24 protein-coding genes are annotated in these 26,722 nt (G+C 45.4%); 14 read left to right on the top strand and 10 right to left on the bottom strand.

Annotated features, from left to right (window positions below; all coding sequences use genetic code 11):
- Window positions 1-119 precede the first annotated feature (119 nt).
- From gmk to R7035_RS07995, 8 genes are all read right to left on the bottom strand, one after another.
- Window positions 120-743: a guanylate kinase gene (gene gmk, locus R7035_RS08030; RefSeq protein ID WP_005379347.1), complete on the bottom strand. Its 624-nt coding sequence runs from the start codon at window positions 741-743 to the stop codon at window positions 120-122.
- Between the two features lie 449 nt (window positions 744-1,192).
- Window positions 1,193-2,416 carry a tetratricopeptide repeat protein gene (locus tag R7035_RS08025; protein ID WP_054579406.1) on the bottom strand — a complete coding sequence of 408 codons (1,224 nt, stop codon included), beginning with the start codon at window positions 2,414-2,416 and terminating at the stop codon, window positions 1,193-1,195.
- Between the two features lie 9 nt (window positions 2,417-2,425).
- Window positions 2,426-3,058, bottom strand: coding sequence for an energy transducer TonB (locus R7035_RS08020; RefSeq protein ID WP_005379353.1), 633 nt, complete (start codon window positions 3,056-3,058; stop codon window positions 2,426-2,428).
- 4 nt (window positions 3,059-3,062) lie between these two features.
- Window positions 3,063-3,470, bottom strand: coding sequence for an ExbD/TolR family protein (locus tag R7035_RS08015; RefSeq protein WP_005379359.1), 408 nt, complete (start codon window positions 3,468-3,470; stop codon window positions 3,063-3,065).
- Window positions 3,471-3,495: 25 nt separating this feature from the next.
- Complete coding sequence (locus R7035_RS08010; RefSeq protein ID WP_005379363.1) at window positions 3,496-4,023, bottom strand: MotA/TolQ/ExbB proton channel family protein; 528 nt, start codon at window positions 4,021-4,023, stop codon at window positions 3,496-3,498.
- Window positions 4,024-4,032: 9 nt separating this feature from the next.
- A complete protein-coding gene (locus tag R7035_RS08005; RefSeq protein WP_182038434.1) occupies window positions 4,033-5,394 on the bottom strand; it encodes a MotA/TolQ/ExbB proton channel family protein in 1,362 nt (453 codons plus the stop codon).
- Between the two features lie 3 nt (window positions 5,395-5,397).
- A complete protein-coding gene (locus R7035_RS08000) occupies window positions 5,398-6,162 on the bottom strand; it encodes a DUF3450 domain-containing protein (RefSeq protein WP_064353525.1) in 765 nt (254 codons plus the stop codon).
- 65 nt (window positions 6,163-6,227) lie between these two features.
- The gene (locus R7035_RS07995; RefSeq protein WP_017634998.1) at window positions 6,228-8,828 is read right to left on the bottom strand and encodes a TonB-dependent receptor plug domain-containing protein; all 2,601 of its coding nucleotides are present in this window, start codon (window positions 8,826-8,828) and stop codon (window positions 6,228-6,230) included.
- A gap of 820 nt (window positions 8,829-9,648) precedes the next feature.
- On the opposite strand from R7035_RS07995, the gene R7035_RS07990 reads away from it, so the two are divergent.
- The 6 genes from R7035_RS07990 to R7035_RS07965 all read left to right on the top strand — a co-directional run bounded on the left by R7035_RS07990 (window position 9,649) and on the right by R7035_RS07965 (window position 15,919).
- Window positions 9,649-10,674, top strand: a complete 1,026-nt coding sequence (locus R7035_RS07990; protein WP_005384771.1) for an ABC transporter permease subunit — start codon at window positions 9,649-9,651, stop codon at window positions 10,672-10,674.
- A 1-nt stretch (window position 10,675) separates the two neighbouring features.
- The gene (locus R7035_RS07985; protein ID WP_318146081.1) at window positions 10,676-11,719 is read left to right on the top strand and encodes an ABC transporter permease; all 1,044 of its coding nucleotides are present in this window, start codon (window positions 10,676-10,678) and stop codon (window positions 11,717-11,719) included.
- Between the two features lie 37 nt (window positions 11,720-11,756).
- A complete protein-coding gene (locus R7035_RS07980; RefSeq protein WP_017634997.1) occupies window positions 11,757-13,583 on the top strand; it encodes an extracellular solute-binding protein in 1,827 nt (608 codons plus the stop codon).
- A 9-nt stretch (window positions 13,584-13,592) separates the two neighbouring features.
- On the top strand, window positions 13,593-14,450 hold the full coding sequence (locus R7035_RS07975; protein ID WP_005379371.1) for an ABC transporter ATP-binding protein: 858 nt from the start codon (window positions 13,593-13,595) through the stop codon (window positions 14,448-14,450).
- A gap of 35 nt (window positions 14,451-14,485) precedes the next feature.
- The gene (locus R7035_RS07970; RefSeq protein ID WP_005379372.1) at window positions 14,486-15,325 is read left to right on the top strand and encodes an ABC transporter ATP-binding protein; all 840 of its coding nucleotides are present in this window, start codon (window positions 14,486-14,488) and stop codon (window positions 15,323-15,325) included.
- Between the two features lie 168 nt (window positions 15,326-15,493).
- On the top strand, window positions 15,494-15,919 hold the full coding sequence (locus R7035_RS07965; RefSeq protein WP_017820704.1) for a phosphate-starvation-inducible protein PsiE: 426 nt from the start codon (window positions 15,494-15,496) through the stop codon (window positions 15,917-15,919).
- A gap of 523 nt (window positions 15,920-16,442) precedes the next feature.
- Here the strand turns inward: R7035_RS07965 and R7035_RS07960 are convergent.
- A complete protein-coding gene (locus tag R7035_RS07960) occupies window positions 16,443-17,756 on the bottom strand; it encodes an ATP-binding protein (RefSeq protein WP_036188612.1) in 1,314 nt (437 codons plus the stop codon).
- A 393-nt stretch (window positions 17,757-18,149) separates the two neighbouring features.
- On the opposite strand from R7035_RS07960, the gene R7035_RS07955 reads away from it, so the two are divergent.
- The 8 genes from R7035_RS07955 to R7035_RS07920 all read left to right on the top strand — a co-directional run bounded on the left by R7035_RS07955 (window position 18,150) and on the right by R7035_RS07920 (window position 25,826).
- Window positions 18,150-18,392 carry an AlpA family transcriptional regulator gene (locus R7035_RS07955; protein ID WP_318146080.1) on the top strand — a complete coding sequence of 81 codons (243 nt, stop codon included), beginning with the start codon at window positions 18,150-18,152 and terminating at the stop codon, window positions 18,390-18,392.
- Window positions 18,379-20,121, top strand: coding sequence for a DUF927 domain-containing protein (locus R7035_RS07950; protein ID WP_318146079.1), 1,743 nt, complete (start codon window positions 18,379-18,381; stop codon window positions 20,119-20,121). The genes R7035_RS07955 and R7035_RS07950 overlap by 14 nt, the downstream gene beginning before the upstream one ends.
- A gap of 293 nt (window positions 20,122-20,414) precedes the next feature.
- The gene (locus tag R7035_RS07945; protein ID WP_203344845.1) at window positions 20,415-20,747 is read left to right on the top strand and encodes a MarR family transcriptional regulator; all 333 of its coding nucleotides are present in this window, start codon (window positions 20,415-20,417) and stop codon (window positions 20,745-20,747) included.
- 10 nt (window positions 20,748-20,757) lie between these two features.
- A complete protein-coding gene (locus tag R7035_RS07940; protein ID WP_318074135.1) occupies window positions 20,758-23,898 on the top strand; it encodes a DUF3427 domain-containing protein in 3,141 nt (1,046 codons plus the stop codon).
- 5 nt (window positions 23,899-23,903) lie between these two features.
- On the top strand, window positions 23,904-24,353 hold the full coding sequence (locus R7035_RS07935; protein WP_238938848.1) for a hypothetical protein: 450 nt from the start codon (window positions 23,904-23,906) through the stop codon (window positions 24,351-24,353).
- Window positions 24,354-24,391: 38 nt separating this feature from the next.
- On the top strand, window positions 24,392-24,835 hold the full coding sequence (locus R7035_RS07930) for a hypothetical protein (RefSeq protein WP_318146078.1): 444 nt from the start codon (window positions 24,392-24,394) through the stop codon (window positions 24,833-24,835).
- A 9-nt stretch (window positions 24,836-24,844) separates the two neighbouring features.
- Entirely contained in the window at window positions 24,845-25,372 is a 528-nt protein-coding gene (locus R7035_RS07925; RefSeq protein ID WP_318146077.1) for a type II toxin-antitoxin system MqsA family antitoxin, read from the top strand.
- Window positions 25,365-25,826 (top strand): hypothetical protein, encoded by a 462-nt coding sequence (locus tag R7035_RS07920; protein ID WP_053106186.1) that lies wholly within the window; start codon window positions 25,365-25,367, stop codon window positions 25,824-25,826. The genes R7035_RS07925 and R7035_RS07920 overlap by 8 nt, the downstream gene beginning before the upstream one ends.
- A 125-nt stretch (window positions 25,827-25,951) precedes the next feature.
- Here the strand turns inward: R7035_RS07920 and R7035_RS07915 are convergent, their stop codons facing one another.
- The gene (locus R7035_RS07915) at window positions 25,952-26,638 is read right to left on the bottom strand and encodes a hypothetical protein (protein ID WP_203344849.1); all 687 of its coding nucleotides are present in this window, start codon (window positions 26,636-26,638) and stop codon (window positions 25,952-25,954) included.
- Window positions 26,639-26,722: the final 84 nt, after the last annotated feature.

The following is a 26,722-nucleotide window of genomic DNA, read 5'->3' as shown; positions in this document are numbered from 1 at the left end:
TATTTACTAGCAATTAGACAAGCCACCGTTTGTGGACTTTCTCAGGTAGTTTATTGTGTTTTTCGCACTGGGCAAAAAACGGGAAATTCTTTATGTTTTACAGCGTGACTTTTTTGAAGTTACTCTGCTAACAACGCGTCAAGCATACCTTTATATTTAGCAGCTTGCTTTTCTTCCTTCAATCTTTCAGCACGCAAGATAGCTTTAAAATCCATCAAAGCGGTATCAAAATCGTCGTTTACGATCACGTAGTCGTACTCGTTGTAATGAGAGATTTCCGACTTGGCTTCAGCCATACGCTTTGCGATCACTTCATCGCTATCTTGACCACGAGTGTTCAAGCGACGCTCTAACTCACCGTTTGATGGTGGCAGGATGAAGATGCTTTTGGCTTCTGGCATTTGTTCACGGATTTGGCGTGCGCCTTGCCAGTCGATATCTAGAAAAACGTCGATACCTTTATTTAGTGTTTCTTCAATCCATACACGAGATGTGCCGTAATAATTACCAAACACTTCTGCGTATTCTAGGAAGTCACCTTTAGCGATCAGGGCTTCAAACTCATCTTTCGCTACAAAATGGTAGTGGACACCATTTTCTTCACCAGGTCGCATGTTGCGCGTGGTGTGAGACACAGACACTTTCATTGCGTAGGTTGGGTTGCGTTCCAACATCGCTGAGATCAAGCTAGATTTACCTGCGCCGCTAGGTGCAGATACGATATAGAGAGTACCTTTGCCCATTGTACTGTTCCACTTTTGATTGGATTGATTGAGTGCCGAAGGAAAGTTCGACATTCTTATAACGATAGCACTGGCATTGAGAAATCAACCACCAAAGGGGTGGATATTGGTGATAATCCCGCCAGAAAAATGGAGGCGAAGAGTATCATGATCTCTATTTTGTTACCAGTTGATCTTTCTGTCTGTGATCGTCCCAGATGAAATAGTTACTTACGCCAGAGTGTTCCTAAACAGCGAAGAAGGAGCGTGATACCAGGACTTACCATCCGCGCACTCTGTTATTAAAACCATTTCTACAACCGTTTAGTGTGCTGATTTTAGGTTTAGAGTCCCGATTTGGCTTGCGTGAGTGACTCTGGTTAAAAATAGGGGTTAATAAAGATAAAACGGAAAAAAGGGGAAGCTTTCACTTCCCCAGGCGTGCGACTGACTCACACTTAATCTTCGAATTATCCTTGAGACTCTAGGAAATTTATCCAAGGGCTAACGGTTGACCTGAATTTTGGCGATTGAGCAGCGCCTTTCATCGCCTGCAAGGCCTTTTGTGGCTGCTTAAGCTCGAAATAGGCCATCCCGCGAATGTATTCAAGTTCTGCCTTTTGCTCTTTAGAGGCACTGGATGCCGCGCTTTCTACAAAACGAGTTGCTTCAGAATACTGCTTGTCTTGTATCATTAAGCGAGCAATCTGAATTTGCGTTTTAGCAGAAGGAGCGAGGTTATATGACTTTTTATAAGCGAGAATTGATTTATCTAGCTCTTTAGCTTGCTGCCAGAAGCTGGCTAGGCGGTCATAGTTTTCCTTCGTCTTTTCAATGTTTCCAGCTGCCATTTCCTTTTCAAGAGTTTTGGCTGCTTTATATGGAATACCTTGATAAGCCAAGAAGTTTACAAAGCGTAAATATTCCTTCTCTCCTTCTAGTTTCCCCATTTTGTAAACCATTTCTAGGGTGGCTAGAGAGTTGCGCTCTTGACCTAGCTCCATGTAGACACCAGAAAGTTGCATCCAGTAACGCTTTTTCTGAGGGTACTTTGAAGTCAGAGTTTTGAGTACACTGGCAACGCTTTTCAGCTGGCCTAACTCGTAGTGAGATGCAACGAGAATTAAGTACCAAGACTCACTTGGGCTCTTGCTCATCGCGATGGCTTTTTTGGTTGGCGGGATTGCATTTCTGTAATCTTCCAACTGAACATAAGCGCTCGCTAACGTGATATAAGCATGAGCTTGAGGCTTCTCTTTGGTTGTTTCTGCAACCTTGAACCATTCCTTCATCGTTTTTACAGACAACGTATACTTTTCTTCAGCTAGGTAAAGCTGAGCCAAGCTGTAGCGAACTTGTTGAGCAACAGGAACGGGAAGTGCGTCGAGCTGTAATGCTTCGGCAAAGTATTTTGCTGCTTGCACATAATTGTCTTGTAGCGAATACAAAAAGCCAGTCTGCTGAAGTAAAACTGCTCGGTCGTATTTTTTCGAACTTGTGCTTTCTAAAGCGCTTGCTAGTTTTTCTTTCGCTGCTGAATATTTTTCAGTTGCGATCAACTCTTGCACTTTGTTAACGGTTCGAAATGTCCGATCTGATAACTGAGGAGCTTCTTTTGCCATCGTAGGAGCGGCCATTGCCACTCCTACGAAGAGAATTAAAGAAGCCACTTTGCTTTTCCATAAACTTTTCATCGTGACTCCTTAATTGGTTGAGAACTCTATTTCTTGCGATAGGCGCGAGCTAACAGGTTTCCCGTCAACCAATTTTGGTTTAAATGTCCATTTAGAGACTGTTTTTCTTGCCGCTCGACCGAGGCCTAAGCGTCGTGGTTGCTCTTTAAGAACTTTGATGTCCTCTACGGCACCACGTGCGTTGACAGTAAACTCTAATAAGACGACCCCTTTTTCTATTCCTGCTTTCGCAGCTTTCCTAGGCATTTGAGGTTGGAATGTCGCTAGAGGTGTTGGACCTCCGCTACCCGCGAGTTGCGCACCTCCACCCTGGCTATAATGTCCAAGCACCGAACCACCTGTAACATTTACGGGTAGGTCAAGCTTTGGCATATCCATTGGGGTCTGCTCCATCACCGGTTTTACTGTCGCTGTCACTTTCATTTCTGGCGGCGGCGGCGGACGCTTAGGCGGTGGTGGCTTTGGAAGTTCGCGTTTTTTCTCCTGTATTTTTTCGTCTGGTTTAATGCGAATAAACTCGACCATACGCAGGTCATCATTCGACACTAACTCGTGGCGCTCTTTGTTTACTAGCTTGTCCATCCCCCAGAACAACCCGAGGGAGACAATGAGCGCCAGTGCAATTGAGGCCAGATACCGCATAAGCTTAATCCTTATTGGTTGCGGCAATGGAGATGCTTTCTACACCTGCCATTTTGATCTGGTCCATAACCTTCACGACTACGCCAGCATTTGCTTCTGTGTCGGCTTGGATAACAACTGCGCCATCAGGGCTTTCTGCACGAAGACGTTCAATATTCGCGCGAACCGCGTCCACTTCGATGCGGCGTTTATCAACCCAAACATCACCCGCCGCACCAACTGCGACCATGATGTTACCTTTTTTCACGGTTTGCGCAGAGCTTGCCGTCGGGCGGTTTACTTCTAGACCAGCTTCTTTTACGAACGATGTTGTTACGATAAAGAAGATCAACATGATGAATACGATGTCGAGCATCGGTGTCATATCGATAGCGGTTTCATCACTGCTATCACTGCTATAGCGTCTTTTCATGACCTATACCTCTAATTCCATTTACTCAGGCAATATGCTTTAGCTTATCTTCCAGCTTTTGCGTTGTGACTTTGGCTAAATGATCAAGACGTGAACTAAAGAACAGTCCTGATAGAGAAGCCACCATCCCGGCTAACGTTGGGATTGTTGCCTTTGAGATCCCCGAGGCCATTGCTCGAGGGCTTCCTGTTCCTGTTACCGCTAAGATGTCGAATACTTGGATCATGCCAACAACGGTGCCGAGCAAACCCAGTAAGGGACAAAGCGCAATCAACACTTTCACGATTGGCAGGCCCTTTTTATTCTCAATGTCCTGACGAGAAACAATTTCTTGTCGGATCATCTTAGCGTTCCAGCTCTGGTGCTCTGATCGCCCCTGCCATGAGCCAACGGCTTTTTTCATGGCTTTTGGAGCGACGGCAGCAAAATAGAACCAACGTTCTAACAATACTGCCCAAAGCATAAAGCTGAGGATGAAGATGGCGACGAGTACATCGCCACCCATTCCCAAGAAGCGCCTAATTGATTCAAGTTCTCCAACTAACCACCACATAACGCCTCCTTAGCTTTCGGCTTTATGTAGTTTTTCCTGATAGCGAGCGATGAAGCCTGCACTCTGTTCTTCAAGAGTTTGAACCAAACGACGACCTTTACTGTGTACGATGGTGTACAGGAACAGTAGAGGAATTGCGACAACCAGACCAAGCATCGTAGTAACAAGTGCTTCAGAGATACCGCCAGCCATTAGCTTAGGATCACCTGTACCAAATAGTGTGATTGCTTGGAACGTACCGATCATACCCATTACCGTACCCAGTAGACCTAGAAGTGGTGCTACAGAAGCGAACAGTTTGATTGAGCTAATAAAGCGTTCAATGCTCGGTGCGTTACGTAGGATGATTTCGTCCAGTTTCGCTTCAAGATCTTCAAGGTTGTCACCTTTGTGTTCTTGGTAAGCTTGGATAACTTCACCCAGAGGGTTACCAGGAATCACGGTTTCTGATTTCGCTTGCTTACGCATTTTACCGCCAATCACTTGAAGGCGTAGGAAGCAAACTAGAGCAATGATAGCGCCAACTGCACCCATACCAAGGATGACGTAACCTACAATGCCACCTTGATCAATACGTTCTTGAACGGTAGGGCTTTGTACAAGTAGAGACAGAATTACACCACGGGATGGGTCAATAAACAGTGGCTCATAGCTGTTTGACGCTGACTCAAAGCCCGCAACATGACGTGTAATATTGGTGCGAGGTTGTCGAGAGAGTTCTTCGAACTTACCTGTTTGAGGTACATAAGTAACGTACTTACCATCGGCAATCGCGTTAAATTCACCGACAAGAGTAACATCGCGAACCGCTTCTTTACCTTCGCCATAAACAACCGTTGCTTGGGTTGTTGCTGTCTCGCCTGAGGCAACCACTTGTTGAAGAATGGTATGCCAGAATGCTTCTAGCTCTTGTGTTGATGGCAGTTCTTTGCTTTCAGCCAGTTTCGTTAGTAGCGCGTCACGCTCTGGGAACTGAACAGCGTTTTGAGAGGCTGCAAATAAGCCCTTAAACTCTCCCGCATACTGGCGGACCACACCAAACATTTCGCCCAAAGTACCAGAGCGAACACGTAGGGTTTCTGTTAGTTCAGTTAGCTGCTTATCGTTTTCATCAAATGTTGCTTTAAGTTGATCGCCCAGTGCTTGCTGCGCAGCTAACTCTTCGCGAGCTTGTTGCAATAATACCGCTTGCTTATCGCGATTGTTCTTGAACTCAGCTTCACGGGCTTTGTTCTCTTTCGACTCAACGATGCTTTCTGATTTTACGTTTTTAAGTAGTTCAGATAAGTTTTTAGGCGCTTCTGCTTGTACGCCAGAAACCATAAATAAGCTCGCTAGTAGGCCAGCGGCTAGAGTTTTGAATCCTTTCATCTCTTATTCCTCCCCAGCATATACAGGCAATTTGATTAGCGCTGGTGGCGCTTGCTTCTTCGCGATACGAAGGCCTTGCTGTACCGCTATGCGGTAGCTTTCCGGTAATGTTTCCCATTGACGTGTTTGTTGGTTCCACATACCTGTCTCACCACCGTCTGGAGATTGGAATAAAAGCGCCGTGCGACCAATACGTAGGAAGTCGTAAGTCACGGTTTCCCCATTTCTATCTAGGCTAGCTTTGTAAGATTCAATTGAGCGAGAGAAGCCTTCTTCAATTTGGTAGGCTTCCATCACTTTACGGAATTTCTCAGAAGTCGTTACGTCGGCGCGATCCATGAGACGACGCAGTTCTTGGACACGTTTATTACGTTCTTTTTTCTGGAAAGGCAGATCGAGAGTCACAAACTCATCGAGTGCATCGATCATTTTAAGTGTTAGTGGCACTACTTCTGTTGCCGTTTGATCGATCTGAGCAATTTGGTTATTTAATGAGTCCAATTCACCTTGCTGTGATTGAACCATACGGTTAATTTGCTCGTTGTAGACTTTCATGCTGTCGATTTGACGTAGTAAGCCTTTGTATTCTGCCAACATGCCTTCAGTACTTTCGGCATAATTGTCGATTTTTTGTTGCGAAGCTTCTGAAGATTGATTTGCTTTTGCTTGTGTGGAAACGACAGCACCAGAGCTGGCCGCTATAGAGCTACTACTGATAGTAAGCAATGCTGCAGCTATGGCACTGAGACCAAATTCCTTGAATTTCATGGTTGCATCCTTGTCAGTGTTTTAGTCAGTCGAAAAGGGCGCGGAAAACCCGCGCCAAATATTTTTTAGAAGTCGTATGATGCCTCGACGTATAGCTGACGTCCGATTGGATCGTCATACCCAGTTGCATAGAATGGAGAGGTATCGCTTAGAGGATCTGCAGGCGGTACTTTGTCAAACATGTTGATAGCACCAAGAGTTACACGACCACTCTCGTTGAATTGGTAAGAAGCCGTTAGGTTCCACGTTGTCATACTAGCGATTTCTGCTTTGTAACCCGCTTTTTTAGCAGAATCACAGTCATCAAAGTAGTAACGGTTTGCGTAGCTTGAACACATACGGTCGCGGTATTTACCAAATAGGTTGATAGCGACATCTTCATATGCCCAGCCAAGATTTAACGTTGCGGTGTATTCAGGCATGAAATCTCTTTCATCCGTTACAGGCTCGCTGTCGTTTTCTTGATATTCAGCAATCAAGATCTTCGTTACAGCAACACGCGTGTTAAATGAACCGAACTCATTAGTGTCGTATGCGTATTTGATCGCTAGGTCAATACCAGAACGCTCTTCATACGACTGGTTCACTGGACCATAGGATACCGACTTGATGGTGCCATCTGGGTTACGAACGACTTCAGTACCTGGGTATTTACCTGGATCGTTAATTACGTCTTGGTAAGTTGGTGCTGTTACGACGTCTTCCATCTTGATGTGGTACCAGTCAACAGTTACACCAAGATCATCCACAGGCTCCCACGCTAGGCCCAAGTTAATGTTTGTACTTGTTTCTTCTTTCAGCTCAGAGTTAGGGCCATTAAGCGTATCGAAGTACTGAGTATCACACTCTGGGTACTTATCTTTATCTTGTGGGCCGCTACCACCAGCGTTGGCACAAAGCACAGGGTCAAAACCAGAACCAAAGCCTCGAGTTTGATCACCAAATAGTCGCTTCAAGTCTGGAGCTCGGAAGCCTAGACCGTAGCTACCACGTAGCAATAGGGTGTCAGTAGGACGGTATGCTAGGGCTACTTTAGGAGTGAATGCGCCGCCAGTTGCCGAGTCGTCGAAGTAGTGGTCGTAACGACCAGCGACAGTCATTTCTAAATCTTCAATGATAGGAATAAGAGCTTCAACACCAAGACCAATCTGATCGCGGTCACCGCCGCCTGATGTTCCACCTAGACCAGAGAAACCACCAGCTGCTGTTGTAGCATCAATCGTCTCATTGTAGTCAGTACGGTTCCATTCACCATAAACAGCAAAGCCAGACATACCTGCAGGAAGTTCAACCAAATCACCAGCCAGTGAGCCGTTAACAGAGTAAAGCTTTGAGTAAGCTTCTTTGCTTGAAGTGCCGCTGTATTTGTCTACAACGTCTTGTGAGATAGGCCCTAGAAGATCGACATCACCATTTTGTACAGCTTGGTCGAGAGTTAGAAAGATTGCTGGGTTGCTTGTTTCAACGCTTTGCTCAGAGTAACCAGCGGATAGGTCCCAATCATACGTATCAGCAAGCAGGCCGTTCAAGCCTAAGGTTAAGCCAAAAGAATCGGCTTCAGTGTTACTTTCGCGTGGTCCAAATTCGACCATACGGCGAGTGTATTCGCCTTCGCCGCGGAAGTGAGTGGCATCAACTTCAACGCTGTAAGGGTTAGGTTCGAATTCAGATTCTGTAGACTTGTAGCCAAAACGGGCTTCTGCCATGGCAGTGACATTGTCGTTAATGTCCATTTCACCACGTAAAAGTAGGTCTACTTGTTTGTTTTCTGGTTTTAATGTTCGGTATGCAGAGCGGTTAACACCACACTTTCCATCCGCTCGTTCAATCGCGGCATCACCAACGACTTCTTTACATGAAGAACCAGCATCAGCTGGTGTTAGAAGTGTTCCGTTGGCGCCTTCAAAGTTTGCACCGTAGCTAGAGTAGCCACTTAGCTGAGAACGGCTAGAACCGTCATCGCCAGCCCAATCATCTCGGTCAGATTGCTTTAGCATTTCGTTGCCCGCAAATTGGCCAACGAAGAGAATACGTTTGTCGTCAAAGTTTTTGCCAGCTACAACGTCTAAACGACCATTTTGGTAACCACCATCCGTCGCGTCACCCGCGCGTACTTTTACAGAAACGCCATCAAAGTCTTTCTTTAAAATGAAGTTTACGACACCACCGATTGCGTCGGAGCCGTAGATAGCAGAACCTGAGTCGGTCATTACTTCAACACGCTCAATAGCGGCGACAGGGATTTGGCCGATATCTTGGAAGTTAGATGTACCATCTTGTGCTAGCGGGTATTGAGGAAGACGACGGCCATCAATAAGAATCAATGTGCGTGACGCGCCAAGGCCACGTAAGTTGACTGACTGCGCTGCTGGTGTAAACGAGAAAGAGTCTGTTTGAGCCATTACACCACCTGTGTTTTGGGTCAAACTGTTCAATACGTCTTGCGCGCTGTTAAAGCCTTTAGACTCAATGTCTTTACTATTAATAACAGTAACTGGTGAAGGACCTTCCATATCCGTCGTGGAGATACGCGAACCAGTAACTTTCATCTTTTGAAGTTTTTCAACTTGCTGCTCTTCTGCCAGTGCTGTTGCTGGGGCTGCAACTGCTGCTGTCCCCAAAGCAAGGCTTATCGCAACAGATAAAGCGGTTGTGTTTTTATACATCCTTGTTGCTCCGATTATTATTATTTCCTATGTCTGGCCGCATAGCGGCCAAATGTGACGTTAATATTTCGTTAACGTTCGGCCAATGTATAACCGAGATGAAAAAAGGAAGTCAAACCAGTGGTAAACGGGGATGCTTAAATGTAAAAAAGATGTAAATAACCAGACTTTATTTAAAAGGCGGAATAAAAAACCGAATAAGGTTTATGAATCGAGATTAAATTTCAATAAAACACCGTATTTTGTGTTTCTTATAAACTTTAATGACTTATCTTGCCTATGGTTTTTTAGTGGGTAATTGAATCTGGAAAAAGATATTTTTCCAGTGAATTGTTCTGAGATGAGTTTTATATCGAATCCATACTTTGTTAGCTCGAACTTATTAGGTGGTATCAAAATATGATACCCATTGCTGTTAAAGGGCTCACTCGTATTTTTAGGTCAAATATAACCTTGGATTATGTGTCTATTTATGTGTGTAGGGTGCATTTTTATGTAGGGTTTTGGCTCTAAACAGCCTAGATTGATATTCTGTATGAATTATTTTTGTGGTTTTTTATAATTTTTTACAAAAACATTTCTGTTTTTCGACATCGAAGGAAGTTTGTCATGTTTTGGTTTCAAACACTTGAAGCTGATGTGGATTCAAGATAAATATGACGCTGAAATTATTGCAGTAGTAGAAAAGTCTAGCTCTTGAGGCGCAGGGAGTGTGCTTCAACAGTTTTAGTTACTACGAGATAAATATGCACCATTTTGGGCGGAAAATATCCTCTTTCACTCCGTTTGAACTGGACAGTAGACAAGGAGCAAGTTGTATATGCTGTCGTACTTTTTACGCCGTTTGGCGTTGGTTATCCCAACGTTTCTCGGGATAACTATTCTCATCTTTGCTATCACTCGTTTCGTGCCTGGCGGACCTGTTGAACGCATGTTGTCACAAATGCAGTCCCAGGGGGACGGCGCCGCATCAATGACGTCTGCGGGTGGTAATACGGCCCTTTCTGACGATCAAATCGCGGAGCTGAATGCGTTTTATGGCCTGGATAAACCAGTAACGGAAGCGTACGTCGAATGGTTAAGTCGTTTGGTAATGCTAGATCTTGGCGAGTCGACGCGTTACTACGAGCCTGTCTCTGACATGATCGCAGAGCGTTTGCCAGTGTCGTTGTTTTATGGCGGCATGACCTTCTTTATTAGTTATTTTATCTCGATTCCTCTTGGTTACTATAAGGCGCTCAAGCACGGTTCTGTGTTTGATTCCGCCTCTTCAGTACTCATTTTCGTAGGCTACGCGCTACCAGGTTATGTGGTGGGTGTATTGCTGATCACGTTATTTAGTTATCACTTGGAATGGTTTCCGATGGGAGGCTTTGTCGGCGATGACTTCGACGATTACGAAACCTTCTTTGAACGCGCTAAAGACATTATGTGGCATGCGGTGTTGCCTTTGATCTGTTACCTCATTGGTGATTTTGCCACGCTGACGATGACAATGAAAAATAACCTGATGGAAAACCTTTCCTCAGATTACATCCGCACCGCAATTGCGAAAGGATTACCTTTCAAAAAAGCAGTTCGTAAGCACGCGTTGCGTAACAGCTTAATTCCGATCGCGAGTCACTTTGGTAACTCTTTGTTGTTCTTCATGACCGGTGCCTTCCTGATTGAAGTTATCTTCAATATTGATGGCATTGGCTTATTGGGTTACGAATCAATCATGGAGCGTGATTACCCTGTTGTTATGGGTATTGTCGCCATTAATGCGTTGTTACTGCTCATTGGTAACATCATTTCAGATATTTGTGTTGCTTTAGTCGACCCACGTGTGAAGTTTGGAGCGTAACATGATTAAAGTTAGTTCATTAACTCAAAAGAAAATTCGTCACTTTAAAGAGATCAAACGAGGCTATTGGTCGTTTGTTGCTCTTTCTATCATGTTGATCCTTTCTCTATTCGCCGAACTTTTGATCAACAGTAAAGCGCTAGTCGTCAAGTACGATGGTAGCTACTATTTTCCTGTTGTCAGTGACGTACGTTTAGGTAGCGAATTCGGCCAAGAGTCATCCAGTGAAGCCGATTATCGTGTACTGCAAAAAGCGTTTGAGGCTGAAGGGGGCGACAACTTTGTTATTTTGCCGCTTGTGCCGTGGAACCCATACGAACAAGATTTTAGTGGTGATTTCCCGCCAACAGCGCCTAGTGCCGAAAATAAGCATTATTTAGGTACAGATGTGATAGGTCGCGATATTTTGGCGCGACTCGTCTACGGATTCAGAACGGCGATGGGATTTGCGTTGCTTACGATGGCCATTTCCTACGCGATCGGTACTGCAGTCGGTTGTGCTATGGGTTTTTGGGGCGGTAAATTTGACTTGTTTGTACAGCGACTTATCGAAATCTGGTCAATGGTCCCGTTTTTGTACGTCATTATGATTCTTGTCTCAATCGTTCAGCCGACGTTCGCTCTCTTTGTCGCTATTAACGTGCTTTTCACTTGGATGGGGATGACATGGTACATGCGGACCATGACCTATAAAGAAGCGGCACGAGAATATGTAATGGCGGCTCGTGCTTTAGGGGCATCGACCGGACGTATCTTGTTTAATCACATCTTGCCAAATACGATGGTGATGATTGTAACCCTAGCGCCTTTCACTATTGCAGCTAACATCACAGCACTGACTGCTCTCGATTACCTAGGATTAGGCTTGATGCCACCAACGCCAAGTTGGGGTGAACTACTGCAACAAGGTAAGTCAAACTTAGATTCGCCATGGATTGTTGCGTCAGTAGTGACTTCTATTGTTCTGGTTCTGGTAATGGTGACCTTTATTGGTGAAGCCATTCGAGCGGCTTTCGACCCGAAAAAATTCACACGCTATGTTTAAGCGAGCATTGTGAGCAAAACATAAAAAGGGAAGTTTTATGAAGAAATTATTTTTAGCGTCCACGCTGAGCGCCCTGAGTTTTGGTGCAATGTCAGCAACGCTTCCGACTGACTTAAACTGGCAAACAAACTGGGATGAGCCTCAATATGGTTCGCCAGAAGCGAAACGTGGAGGGACTTATCGCACCTTTATGTCAAGTTTCCCGCAGACGTTACGTAGTGTTGGCCCAGACGCTAATGCAGGGCTACGTTCTTTTATCTTAGATGAAACACCAGGCTTGGTGGTCCGCCACCCAGATACTTTAGAGTTTATCCCTGAGCTTGCTAACGAGTGGGCGTTAGCAGGTGACAACAAAACGGTCTATTTCAAACTCAACCCTGAAGCCAAATGGTCGGACGGCAAACCTGTGACTGCCGACGATTTCGTGTTCATGCTGAAGTTTTATCGTTCCAAGGACATCTTGGAACCTTGGTACAACGATTACTACAACAAAACGATTGCGGATGTTATCAAGTACGACACTCATACGTTTGCTGTTAAGGCTGCGAAAGAGTTCAATCCGGAAGAGTTGCTGTTACGAATGGGGGCTCTGCGCCCACGCCCCGCACATTTTTATGCTAACCCTTCAAAAGATGAAAATGGTGACGGTATACATGACAACTTTGTCCGCTACTACAATTTTAAAAGTGAACCAACGACCAGTGCATACTACCTAGATGACATTAAAAAAGGTAAAAGTGTTACCTTCAAACATGTCGGTGAAGACTGGTGGGGTTACAGCAATAAGTATTATCAACATCGTTATAATGTCGACAAAATCCGCATCACAGTGATTCGCGACAGTGATATCGCGATGAAGCACTTTGAGAAAGGGAAGCTGGACGCATTTGGTCTTGTTTTACCAAGCTTATGGCATGATAAATCGAATACGGAACCTTACCAAAAGGGATACATTCAAAAGTTCTGGGGTTACAACCAATTCCCAGTTGGGGCTGGTGGTGTATGGATGAACACCGCGATGCCTTTGCTGGATGATTTAAACATTCGCAAGGGCATTACTTACGCGATTGACTTTGATGGCATGATAGAGAATGTCATGCGTGGCGACTACTCCCGTAAACCGAACCCGACCGGTTATGGTCATGGTAAATACACCCTACCAGATGCTAAGGCACCGAAGTTTGATCCCGCAAAAGCGGCCGAGGCATTCGAAGCCGCAGGCTTTAACAAAATTGGTTCTGATGGTATTCGTGTCAATGATAAAGGTGAGCGCTTAAGCTTCGAGCTGACCTACGGAACACCTGTTCATACTCCTCGTATTGCCTTTTTGCGTGAGCAAGCCAAGCTAGCTGGGCTGGATATTGAGCTCAAGTTAGTTGATGGCTCATCCATGTTCAAATACGTACGTGAGAAAAAGCACGATTTGGCTTTCTTAGATATGGGTACGTCTGAGATCCCAACGTATTGGGAGTATTTCCATTCAGTCAATGCGAACAAGCCGCAAACTAACTCTTTCACAAACTACAGCACGCCTGAACTGGATGAAAAGATCATCGAGTATCGTTTTGGCATGGATATGGATAAAAAGATCCAGCTAGGTCATGAGATTCAGCGTGACATCATTGATGCTCACGTTATCGTCCCAGGCTACATGGTTCCTTATGTCCGCTATGGTCACTGGCGCTGGTTAAAGTTTCCAGATAAGCCAATGAATCGCATGACAGAGGCGCTGTTCAGTGGTGCAATCATAGGCGATGGCACTTACTGGATTGATAGTGATATCAAAAAAGAAACGAAACAAGCGATGAAGTCAGGCAAAGCTTTTGAACCTGTTGTTGTCGTAGATGACACTTATAAGCTGTAAGGATTGGTTATGGAAAACGATGTAATCCTAAGTGTTAAAGATCTCGAAGTTGAATTTACCACCGATGATGGGCCAGTGAAGGTTCTGCATGGTGTGAACTTTGATGTGAGAGCTGGGCGTACACTCGGTCTGGTGGGAGAGTCAGGTAGTGGTAAGAGCGTAACCTCAATGTCGATCATGGGGCTATTACCTAAGCCATATGGCAACATCATTAAAGGTGAAGTGAATTATCGCGGCACCAACCTAGTTGATTTGCCTGCGGAAGAGATGTACGCCATGCGTGGCGATCGCATTTCGATCATCTTCCAAGACCCAATGACGGCGCTTAACCCAGTGCATACCATTGGTCGTCAAATATGTGAAGTGCTTGAGCTCCATCGACCTGAGCTCGACAAAAAGGAGCGGGAGGCGTACTCGATTGAAATGCTGGCAAAAGTAAAAATTCCAATGCCAGAGAAGCGATTGAATGAGTATCCCCATAACCTATCTGGTGGTATGCGCCAGCGTGTCATGATCGCGATGGCATTGGCCTGTAAGCCGGATATTCTGATTTGTGATGAACCGACTACAGCGTTGGATGTTACGGTTCAGGCGTCTATCCTTGAACTGATGAACGAGCTTCAGGAAGAAACGGGCATGGCGATGATCTTCATCACTCACGATCTCGGGGTTGTGGCAGAAGTGTGTGATGATGTTGCCGTGATGTATGGCGGACGTATTGTCGAAAAAGCAGAAATTTTTGAGTTGTTTGATAACCCGCAGCACCCATACACAGAGCGTTTAATGGGATTGATGCCGAGCTTAGATAATGAGCCGAAGCAGATGATCGATATCAAGCCTATTGATGCCAGTATGTTTGCCAGTTAACTGGGCAAAGTGAACCAGTCATAAAAGAGGATGTTATGGCAAAAGAAGTATTAAGAATTGAAAATCTTAAGCAGCACTTTGTTTCTGGTAAAGGGCTGTTCAAGAAAGGCTACACCATCAAAGCGGTAGACGGGGTTTCACTGTCTGTTTCTGAAGGTGAAACACTGGGGCTAGTTGGTGAGTCAGGTTGTGGTAAAAGCACCCTTGGTCGCACGATCTTAAAGTTATACGAGCCAACAGAAGGTAAGATTTTCTTTGAAGGTAAAGACATCACTAAATTGTCTGTGAAAGAGATGCGATCGCTGCGTAAAGACATGCAAATCGTCTTTCAAGACCCAATGGAGTCACTCAATCAGCGTCATACCATCGGTATGATTCTGGAAGAACCGTTTGTTATTCATAAAATTGGCACGCCAACAGAGCGTAAACAATGGGTAAAAGAGCTTTTAATCAAAGTGGGATTACCAGAAACGGCAGTAAACCGTTATCCACATGAATTTTCAGGCGGGCAACGGCAGCGTATCGGTATCGCTCGCGCGATTGCATTGAAGCCTAAACTGCTGATTTGTGATGAATCGGTATCTGCGTTAGATGTGTCGGTACAGGCGCAAATCTTGAACCTATTGCTACAACTGCAACAAGAAATGAACTTGGCGATCATATTTATCTCTCACGATCTCTCGGTGGTGAAACATGTTTCTGACAAAGTTGCCGTGATGTATTTTGGCAAAGTGGTAGAAGCAGGCAGTGCTAAAGAAATTTATGCAAACCCGCAAAACGAATACACCAAAAAACTCCTATCTGCGATTCCGATCACTCACCCTAAATATCGGAAGAAAAAGCGCGTAGCTGAAAAAAAGCAGCAAGTGGCGTAAGTGATGCCACAGGTCCTATAACACAAAAGCGCTCCGCCAAATAAGCGGAGCGTTTTTATAAGCAAATGCCAGGACTTGGAGTCGATTTACACTGATGTTTATTCTGATTGATTGAAGATCGTTGCATGCTAAACTCAAGGCCTATTTTCTTTGTTTGGATAATGGACCATGCCGTCGAATTTACCGAAATCCTTTAGTCGACCTTTCCTGAGAATCTTCCATATTTTGGAGGCGGTATTATTAGTCTCTATTACCTTGGCGACGTTGTACGCCATGATGCAAGAGTTTGTGCACGTATTTGTAGAGAAGCGTGTCTTACTCACAGATATTCTGTTGATGTTTATCTATCTGGAAGTGCTCGCCATGGTGCAGCAGTTCGTGATGAACGGTAAAATTCCGGTACGCTATCCTATCTACATCGCGATGATGGCGATCGCCCGCTATATCACTCTCGGAATGAAAGAGCTGGATGCGGTTTTGGTTGTGTGGTTATCTCTGGCTGCGTTTATTTTGGCTGCGGCTACTTTGCTGATCAGAATTGGACACCATTATTGGCCCTACGTTGATAACAGAACCTTGGAAAAAGATGAGTAAAAGAAAGCCCCGCACTAGCGGGGCTTTTTTGTTTCAATACTCGATGACTTTTAGATCATTCAATGTTTTGGATCTGCTCATTGAGTAGCGGCCTAGAACCTAACAAACTCAACGAGTTATCGAAAAGAAACCGTTCAAGAATGCCTGTTTGCCCACCAAACTGCCCACCACTTGCCTATGGCTTTTACTAAATCTTAGTGGTTAGCAATGGAAAAACAGTGCCGTTTTTATGCTGCTGTTAGAGCTAAAACATAGCAGTTTTGAAGGGCTTTATCGAGCACGATTTCCGTCAACATAGCTTTGCCATTTTTTCACTGGTTCTACGCGATAGTAATGAGTCAGCAGAAAGCTCACTTAGCCTGAAATGGACATTATGATGTCCATTTTAATAGAAATAAGCTCAATATGGATACTATGGTATCCAAGAGAGATAAGACTGAGTGTCGAATGGTAAGCATCAGGTCTACAAATTGTTATCCCTAAGGTAACTTTGTGTAGACCTTCGGGGCTAGGCAACGCGCTTTTACCACCTCTTTGGTAAATACTGCGTGAAATACAAAGGCATCACGATATTGGTTTGTTCTAACGCTGAAGAGCCTTGTGTACCCGTTAACTTAAAGGTTTTATTTGGAGTACATTTTTCAACGTAGGATGCCAACGATTTTGCTCTTGTACGTTTACCACTTTTGACTTCCACAGGGATGATATCGCCTTCATCGGTCGCCAAAATAAATTCGATTTCGGCGCGGGCGTCATTCCATGAATAGCTTGGGTCAACGCCAATAGCTGTGAGCTCTTGTTGCACAAAGTTTTCAGCCACATAGCCTTTGTATTCATAGTTTTGTTGCTTAATCTCTTTATAACTGCTGCCCAGCATATGATTGAGCAGGCCCACATCAAACAGAAATAGTTTAACCATATTGTCTTTTTTATAGGCCGCCAACGGAGATTTAGGTAATCCTTCAATAGGGTAGTTTGGCAAAGCTAAGCGGCAGCAGTTAAGCCAATGGATCGCGGTTTCAAAATCGCTATAACGAGATTTACGCTCATGCACATGCTTAAATTTAAAGCGTTTAACTGACTCATCGCTGACAAGTGATAGCTGGGCTGGAATGCTATTAAACACCGATTCAATCAGTGTGGCATCGACCTTGCCCGCGTACTTACCGAAATCGCGGCGATAACCTTCAACTAAATCGGCATGAATTTTTGTGACTTTTTCAACACGCTCTAGAATGCTTGAATCCTTAAACTGATACCAAGCAGAAACGGCTTCCGGCATACCACCGGTAAAAAAATAGTCGGTTAGTTTATCCATCAATTTAGTGTGCACCGCCGGTGTGCTTGCTTGACTATCAAATGCTTTGATCAGTGCTTGCTCGTTGGATGCGTAAATAAATTCTTGGAAGGTCAGTGGTCGTAAATTGTATTGCTCTACCTTGCCCACAGGGAAGGTGTTGAGCAAACCAATATTTGAACCGCTGGCTGCGACAAAATAGGACGGTGCTTTTTCGGCAAAATACTTCAGCGAAGTTACGGCTCGTTCACATTCGCCAATTTCATCTAATATCAGCAAGTCGGTGTCTGGATTGAACGCTTGGTTGGTTAACAACTCAATGTTCATTACTAGCTCGTCAGGTGACAACGAGCCATCGAACGCTTCTTTGTAAGCTGGGTTTTCAAGGAAGTCGATACGAAGGATGTTGGCAAAGGTATTCCCAAACAACTCTTGCAGTAGATAGGTTTTACCTGTTTGTCTTGCGCCATCGATCAATAATGGCTTGCGCACAGGTTGACTTTTCCATGCTATTAGGGCGTTGAGTAAGTTGCGCTGCATTGTCATTTCCCGCCAATTTAGACTGTTAACTGCCTGTAGTATAACTCAGTCTACACTTTTACGCGCAGAAAAGTGTGATATTTTACATTTTTATGCGCGTAAAAGTGTTGTGGCGTTCTAATTGAGCAAGACTCTCCCTTTTTGAAAAAGCTTTTGGCACTCATCCCTTGGGCTTTTGGGGCAGTCTGGGCAAAGCCTTAGTTCACGCCACTTAGGCACACACTAACCCTGCCCACAGGGTATTTATGACTTGGGGCATTATGTAAATTCTGGGGCAAGTAGCTACTTGTACCCTCAGAAAGCTGCACGATCCGGGCATTTATCTGCCTACTGCGTCCGTTTAGTACTGGCAAACTCCTAACTGAACTTAACAGATCAGTGAGGAAGCAAACGATGAACCCAACCACACAGTTACCCACAAACTCAGTGCACCTAGCGCGTCAGCAGCGGATTTTGCGCTTGCCCGAGGTAAAGGCCAAAACAGGCTTTGGCCGCAGCACCATTTATGCCCTGATGGCCAATGGTGAATTTCCGCGATCCATCCGGATTGGCGCGCGTGCCGTGGGCTGGTTAGAAAGCGATATCGACCAGTGGATTGAAACCCGCCGTATCGGTGCTGCTTATGGCCGTAGATAAACCATCAGCATCAACCGCGTTACCTGCCAATGAGTTGAATAACAACATGCCAACATTACCGGCTGGTTTTGCCTATAACGCGCAAAACTGGCTGGTGATGCAACCGGCTGGGCAAGATAGCCCAGTTAAAATCTGTTCTTGGTTGCAAGTGGCCGCCCGCACCCGCGATCCGCAAGGGGACAACTACGGCTATTTATTGCACTGGTTAGACGATGACAATCGCCATCGCTATTGGGCCATGCCAGCAGAACTATTGGCCGGAGACGGCAGCGAGTACCGCCGAATCCTACTCAGCCGAGGCATGCGGCTAAGCAACAGTGTCAAAGCGCGGCAGTTGCTCTCCCTGTTTATTCAACAAATGGGCGAACTGGCCACGCAAAAGGCCATCAGCGTGAACTGCATTGGCTGGCATCACCACGCTTATGTGCATCCGCGCCTCACCTTTTACCCAAGCGAACACAGTAACAACCTGCGCATGGTGCTGCAAACCATGCACCCGATAGAAGGCTTTATTCAACAAGGTAGTAGCGATAGTTGGCGGCAGCACGTTGGCCGTTATTGTCTGGATAACCCGCTATTAATTGTTGGTGTTTGTGCTGCTCTGGCTGCGCCTTTGTTGCATTTGTGCGGGGTGGATGGTTTTGGTTTACACCTCTACGGTGCCAGCAGTACTGGTAAAACCGCAGCGCTGTATCCAGCATTATCGGTGTGGGGCGAGCCTAATCAACTGCGCCACAGTTGGCGTGCCACGGCCAACGGTTTAGAAGGCACAGCATTAGCGCATAACGATGCCTTGCTGGCGCTCGATGAAATGGGCGAAGTTGATCCAAAAGAGGCGGGAGATGTCGCTTATATGCTTGCCAATGGCCAAGGTAAAACCCGTGCAGGCAAATACGGTGAAATGCGCTTACCCGCCCGTTGGCGTTTAGTGTTTTTATCTACTGGTGAAGTGACGCTCGAAAGCCATCTTGCCAGTATCGGCAAGCGCGTAAAAGCCGGCCAGCAAGTGCGCGTGATTGATCTCAGTGCCGATGCTGGAGCGCAAATGGGCGTGTTTAACCATAGCCATGACATGAACGCCGCTGATTTAGCCGATCACCTAAAACAGCAAAGTCGCCAACATTACGGCTGCTTGGCTTTGGACTGGTTACGGTATTTAACGCAGCACAGCGCGCAGGTGCGCCCCGTTTTCCAAAATGTACGCCAACGTTTTTTAGCCAGCTTACCACCCGAGGCGGACGGCCAAGTGCGTCGAGTTGCCGAAAAGTTTGCCTTACTGGCCAGCGCTGGGTTGTTAGCCATTCAAGCCAAAGTACTCGATTGGCCAACCCAAAGTGTCGAAGCCGCCTGTTTAAGCCAGCTTAACCAATGGATACTCGCCCGCGGTGGTGTGGCTGCCAATGAAGACCAACAAGCCATTCGCCAGGTGCGCAGCTTTATTGAGCAGCATGGCGAAAGCCGCTTTACGCCCAAACAAACCGGTTACAGCAGCCAAGTACGCCAACGCGCCGGTTGGCTTGACTCTACAGGCCCACAAACCCTCTACTTGTTTTACCCAACCGGCTGGCGTGAAGCCACCGAAGGCCTAAGCCCAGATCGCGCCGCCAAAGCACTGATGGCCGCAGGCTACCTAGTCCCTGATGGCAACCGACCGCAGCGAAAAGTCAGCCTGCCCGACAATACCCGCCCACGCATGTACTGCGTGAAAGGCAGCATATTGGATGACTAAAAAGGTGATGAGCCCTGTGAGGGCTTGTCGCCTTTTAGTGTACCGCCAGTCAACCTAAGGGCTGGGCGAGGATTAAAGGCTAAGGCAGACAATACCGCCAGTGTACTGGTTGTGTACTTGCTGAACACTGGGTTTGTAGTCGCCCTAAACGGAAAATATCCTTGCTCTATTATCAGTGGTTGATAAGATGTTCTGGTTATGTATAAGCGTACAGTCTTTTTATTGGCCAAGCGCTTTTTTATCTACTTGCTGGGAACCTAGTGAGCAAACGATTCGAGTAAGCTATGCGAGTAATGAAAAACGCAAAACAATCGCGCTGCGTGATTGGCATTAAAGGGCAAACGCCCGACCCCGATTTCCCCGTTGATATCTGGTTCGACTCACTGAAATCGGTGGCCAATCTGCTGTCGAAAGAAAACCAGCAGATGTTAAAAGTAATCGCCGAACAACAGCCGCAATCGGTCACTGAGCTGGCCATGCTCACAGGTCGAGCGGTCAGTAATGTGTCGAGAACACTGAAAACATTGGGCAAGTACAACTTGGTTGAAATGACAAAATCACAAAATGGACTGGCGGTAAAACTGCGATATCAATCGATGTTGTTATTGATCCAGCCATTAGAATAAAAGGAATATCATGCAACAAGTCGGAATTTATGAGCAGCTTATAACGCAGCTTATCGAGAGTCGTATTGACCGAGAGCGATTCTATGTCGGCGAACGTGAGCTCAATAGCAGTGAAGCATCAACATGGTTATCTCGCTTCCTCTCACACATTCTTGAGTATGCGATTGATGCGGTGCCAGCGGGTGATGATCGGCTGCAACAGCAAATTACTTTGTCCAACCAATTGTTATTGTGGTTAAAAACACAAATTCAGGATGATGATTTTATCGAAGACAACTTGCTTGCCAGTCAAGGTAAAATTCTAACTGCGCTCTATGAGCTCGAAAATCCTGTCTCAGCCGATTTAAAAAATTACATAAACGACATTTTCCCTTTAACAGGTCTAAGCCAAAGCGAGCTGTTTTGTGGCAGTAATGCAGGGTTGTCGCTCGAATCTGAATTAAAGCGGGAGATCTTGTCTGCGGATAAAATCTACTGGTTAGTGTCATTTATTAAGTGGGCAGGGATCCGAATTTTTCGCAAAGAGTTAGAAGAGTTTACTGCTAGCGGCCGCGAGCTAAAAATTATTACTACCTCATATATGGGGGCGACTGACGCGAAAGCGGTTGAGTATTTGGCGAACTTACCCAATACCGAGGTGAAGCTGAGTTATAACACTGAGCGTGAACGGTTACATGCAAAGAGCTATCTATTTTTACGCAACACGGGTTATCACACTGGTTATATCGGCTCTTCCAATCTTTCCCATTCAGCGCTAACCAATGGCTTAGAATGGAATTTAAAAATTACTTCGCAAGAAATCCCACACATTATCAATAAATCATTGAGCACTTTTGAAACCTATTGGGCTTCTCATGATTTTGAACACTTTAGTGGCGATGTAACAAGTAGCGAAAAGCTCAAAAAAGCCTTGAACCAGCAGCGCGGAGATTTTGAGGCTAGTCCTACGCATTTCTTTGATATTTCGCCGTTTCCGCATCAGAGTGACATATTGGAGCAATTGGCCGTTGAACGCAGTGTGCATCAGCGCTTTCGTAATTTAGTGGTGGCGGCAACGGGTACCGGAAAAACCCTTATTTCAGCTTTTGACTTTGCCCGTTTTATCAAAGAAAAACCGCAAGCTAAGTTCCTGTTTGTCGCGCACCGAGAAGAAATATTAAAACAAGCCAGAGCGGCATATCGTGGCGTATTGCGTAATAGTGCTTTTGGTGAGTTGTGGGTTGGCGGGCATACCCCAGAGCATTATCGGCAGCTGTTTGTTTCTATCCAAACCCTGAACAATCAGCTGGAACAGCTTAACCTAACGGCTGACTATTATGACTACATTGTGATTGATGAGGTGCATCATATTGCTGCGACTAGTTATCGCGCAGTGCTGGAGCATTTTTCCCCTGCTATATTACTCGGCCTTACAGCTACACCAGAGCGCCATGATGGTGGCGATATTCTAGCGGATTTTGGCGGTGTGATTGCGGCAGAGATCCGTTTGCCGGAAGCTATTAATCGTCGTCACCTTTGCCCATTTCAGTATTTTGGTATTGATGATGATACTGACCTTCGAACTATCCCGTGGAGTCGTGGGCGATACGATATCGCTCAGCTGACCCATCTTTACACCCACAACCAGGTTCGTTTTAATAAGATTTTGCTGAGTATGCAGGAGATCATCACCGATATTAGCAAAATGAAAGCTTTGGCCTTTTGTGTGAGCAAAGAACATGCACTGTACATGACAGAGCAACTCTTATTAAAAGGCGTTAAAGCGGATTTGTTGACTAGTGATAACAGCCAAGAGCGGCAACAAAAGCAGCAAGCGATTCGTTCTGGCAGCATTAACGTGCTTTGCGTGGTCGATATTTTTAACGAAGGTGTCGATATTCCCGAAGTTGATACCTTATTGTTTTTAAGGCCAACAGAAAGTTTGACTATTTTCTTGCAACAGCTTGGCCGAGGTTTGCGCTTAGCCGAAGGCAAAGAATGTTGTACCGTGATGGATTTTGTTGGTAATTCACGTCCTGAATACGACTTTGCCAATAAATTTAGAGCTTTAGTCGGTAAAAGTCATCGCGCGATCAGTGATGAAATCAAGCAAGGCTTCCCTCATGCGCCACTCGGTTGTCGCATTGAGTTAAGCAAGCGCACGCAAGAAATGGTACTGAGCAATATTCGTCAAGCTTCATTAACGTTGAAGCGCCTAGTCGCGATGATCCGCCAATATCCTCAGCATTCCACACTGCCGTTAACATTGTCGAATTTCTTAACTTTAAATCCTCACATCGACTTGAATGAGCTTTATAAGCGAGGGAGTTGGTCGCAGCTAGTTCAGCAAGCTAAAGATGAAATCAACGAAAAATCAGTTGAAGAAGAACTGTTGAAAATGCTCAGAAAGGCCATTCATAACCGAATTTTGACCTGTGATGATCATGCCTATTTGAGTTTCTTAAAACAGCTTTGTCAAAGTAACTTTGTTATTGAAGATGCTGACCATCGTTACGCCTTGATGTGTCATTACGATTTTTGGCAAAAAACAGGGCCAGAGTGCGGTTTTGATTCCATTGAACAGAGTTTAGCGAAACTGAATGCTTGCGAGTTAAAAGCAGAGTTACTGGATGTTGTGAATTGGCAACTCGCACAAACCAAGCATGAGCAACCAACAATGCAGGCTTTGCCAGAGGTCGCATTGAGGCTGCATGCACGTTATGCGCGTGAGCAAATATTGGTGGCATTTGGAGCGACCACTTTTGAGCGCAAACCTCCAGCACGCGAAGGGGTATTTGTGTTGAAAGATCAGAATATTGAACTGATGTTTGTCACCTTAGACAAAAATGAAAAGCAATTTTCGCCAACCACTATGTATCACGATTACGCGATCAACGAACATCTCTTTCACTGGCAGTCACAGAACAGTGCAAGGCCCGACAAAGGGCGCGGTTTGGAGTACATCCAGCATCAAAGAATGGGTAAGCGACTGTTTTTATTTGTTCGTGAACAAAGCAAAGATGAATACGGCCGCACTATGGGTTTTGTTAATTATGGTGAAGTGGAGTATGTATCGCATACGGGGTCACAGCCGATGAGTATTACTTGGCAGTTAAAAGAGCCTATGCCCCACTTTATGTGGCAACAAGCCGCGAAGTTGGCAGTGGGCTAGTCTAGATGACAGTGGCATTGGGTGGGCAACGCGGCCGTGATAATGGCTACTTTGAACAATTTGAGCAAGGTACAGCGCAGTGGTATCACCTGCCGCAAAGCACGTTTTTGCAGAAATTTAAGCAGCATATTGCCGAGGAAATTCGCTATTTAGCGTTGGCGTCTACCTCAGACACTCAAAGTTCATCCAAGCAAATTGACAAACTGTGGCCGGTTAAACGAGTCACCGTGTTACCACGCTACGCCATTACCGAAGATCAAGCGGGTAAGAAGTCAGGTTCTGCTGATTTGTATTATTTATTTGAGCTTGGCAAACCGCTATCACTGCAAACGCCAGTGACCAATGTGCCACATCGCCCAATGAAAAACTCGATGAAACTCACAACCTTAACTCGCCTAGAGAGCGTCACTAAGTTTACCGAGGTTGAAAAAGTGTACGAAGCGGCAATGGTGTGAGGCTAAATGTTCAACTTTAACTGGATTAAATTACCATTATGGTAAATAATGCGATAAATGTAAGCGCCTATATTGATGAGCAGCCACCTAATGAAGCTGGCAGTGACAGAATCTATATCGCAGACGGGCCTCTTTATTCATCAGAGTTGGTTAAGGCATTGCTCCCAACCGCTGGTGACAACACTAAGCTATTGACTGAACGTTGTAGAAAAGATGTTCAGACAATGGGATTCGATATTGATGATGTTAAACAGCTAGTTTGTGCCGCTCTGAGTTCAGGAAGTTACCTAAAATCAGAATGGTGCATAGTTGGTCAAACTGATAAGGCTATTTCTTGGGCTGCATGTGATAGTTATCGGCTGTTTAGAAATGAATGGGTGGAGTATGCGCATAAAGAAATGCGCTACGAATACTATGTGAAATTTGCGATAGGCAAGACAGGTAAATTGTTATTACTGGTTTCTTGTCATTTGTCGCGCTGAGGATATGTGATGAATAGTCAAACTTGTCCAATTTGTGAGATGGGCCAATTAACTCTCCATACCGAGAGGGTTACAGTTGAGCATTTAGGTCAGCAAGGCCAAATTGACAGCCAGTATGCAGTGTGTGATTGCTGCGGCAGTGAACAGGCTGGTACTGCTGAAGCTCGCTTTAACAAGCGTGCAATGATTGCTTTTAAAAAGCAGGTGCAAGGCTTGTTAACGGGTAATGAACTCCAGGTCTTGCGTAAACGCTGGGGCTTAAAACAGGCTGATGCTGCAAAAGTGTTTGGTGGTGGCCCTGTTGCGTTTTCCAAGTACGAATCAGACGATGTGATGCAATCAGACGCAATGGATAAACTGCTCCGTTTAGCGGCGGAAGTGCCAGCTGCTTTAGATAAGTTAATGTTGGATGCGGGTGTTGAGTGTAATATCCAGACCAGCTGGAAAAATGTAGCTGTAGTGGATTTTTCATCTACTGCTCGAAAGACGAGAATTGTTGCATCGCACGAACTCGAACTAGAGGCGTGTTATGGTTAAAAAAGTATCAAAATCGTTACAACAGGCTATTGATGCTTTAGTGATACAGGATGTATACGTTAAATCGTGCCAAGCTAAGTGTGTTGAAGACTTTGACCCAAAATCCACGGAACTTGAAGCGTTGTTAGTGCAACAAATGCATGTTGTTCTTCGAAGTGAATTGATCGATATTGATGGCGATGGCCATCTGGTACGCATTTATATCCGTTTGGGGACTCGTTGGGTGAATCCTAAGGAAAATGGCGATCCTGATATTAAAGCCTTTGTTGAAGCAGACTTTATTGCAGAATACCAAGTCGCAGCAGAACTAGAGCAGGAATCGATTGATGAATTTGCACTGAAAAATGCTAGCTACCATGTTTGGCCTTATTGGCGCGAGTTCTTAAGTACTCAATGTGAACGACTGCGTTTGCCAAGGGTTGTTTTACCAACTGTGCAATTTAGCAAACAGTAACTAAAAAGCGACATCAAATAATATCGAGCTATTTGGCGCTTTTGATATTAAAATCGCATCAACAACACCCCTCCCGCTACCCGTCAGAACAGCGCCCTGTGAGGGGTTACTCGTTTTTCAGGCTTCTAATTTTTGGTACCGTAATGAGTTATGGCACCAAAATTCGCTTTCAACCACACATCATTCTCCGGCCCACAAAGGTGGTGCAGTAGAGCTAGGTTTATCTGGTGGCTGATCACGTTGCCGTTTCGTTTTTGGCTCTCCTTTCTAAAACCTCTCAGTAATAACCCCGTACATGATTTGCCCATTTGCTCTGGCGAACTGGGCAGGCAAAAGGCGCGGTTTTGCTGTTTGGGGTGCAAGGTAGCGCGCTTTCCTGTTTTAGACAAAGGCGTGATGCACCAAAAAATACAGGCGTTGGCCGGTGTGTTTGCTTGTAATGTTCTGGTTTGGCTCGTGTAATCCAAATATACCGGTAACAAATGTGCCGGTAACAAAACCAAGCCGCCTTGCGGGTGGCCATCAACCTCAGGTAAAGGTAGCCAATAGAGGTTTGGCCATTGCTCGGGGCTTTGCCATTTTTCTACGATCACTTGTGCGCCAATGCTATTTAGCCATTGGTGAATCGGGCAGCCTAGGTGCGCTTGTTTAACGCGCGGTAACTGATAGGTCAGCCAGCGGGTTAGGCGTTCGGCTGCATTATCGCACTGGCTTAATGCTGGGTAGAGGGTAAATGCGCCATGCCCAACCAGTAAAGTGACCACCTGCTGTATCCATTCTCTATCCAAATCGTTAGCACTTGCCCATAACACGTCACTTATCACCTTGTTGGTTCGTCATGCCGTCTATTTTCAGTCGTCGGGTGAAGACTCAGTGGTGAATTAGATGAAAGAAAT

It is taken from the genome of Vibrio sp. 1731, from assembly GCF_033339955.1.
In the GTDB taxonomy this organism is placed as follows: domain Bacteria; phylum Pseudomonadota; class Gammaproteobacteria; order Enterobacterales; family Vibrionaceae; genus Vibrio; species Vibrio alginolyticus.
This window is presented reverse-complemented; position numbering and strand designations above follow the sequence as displayed.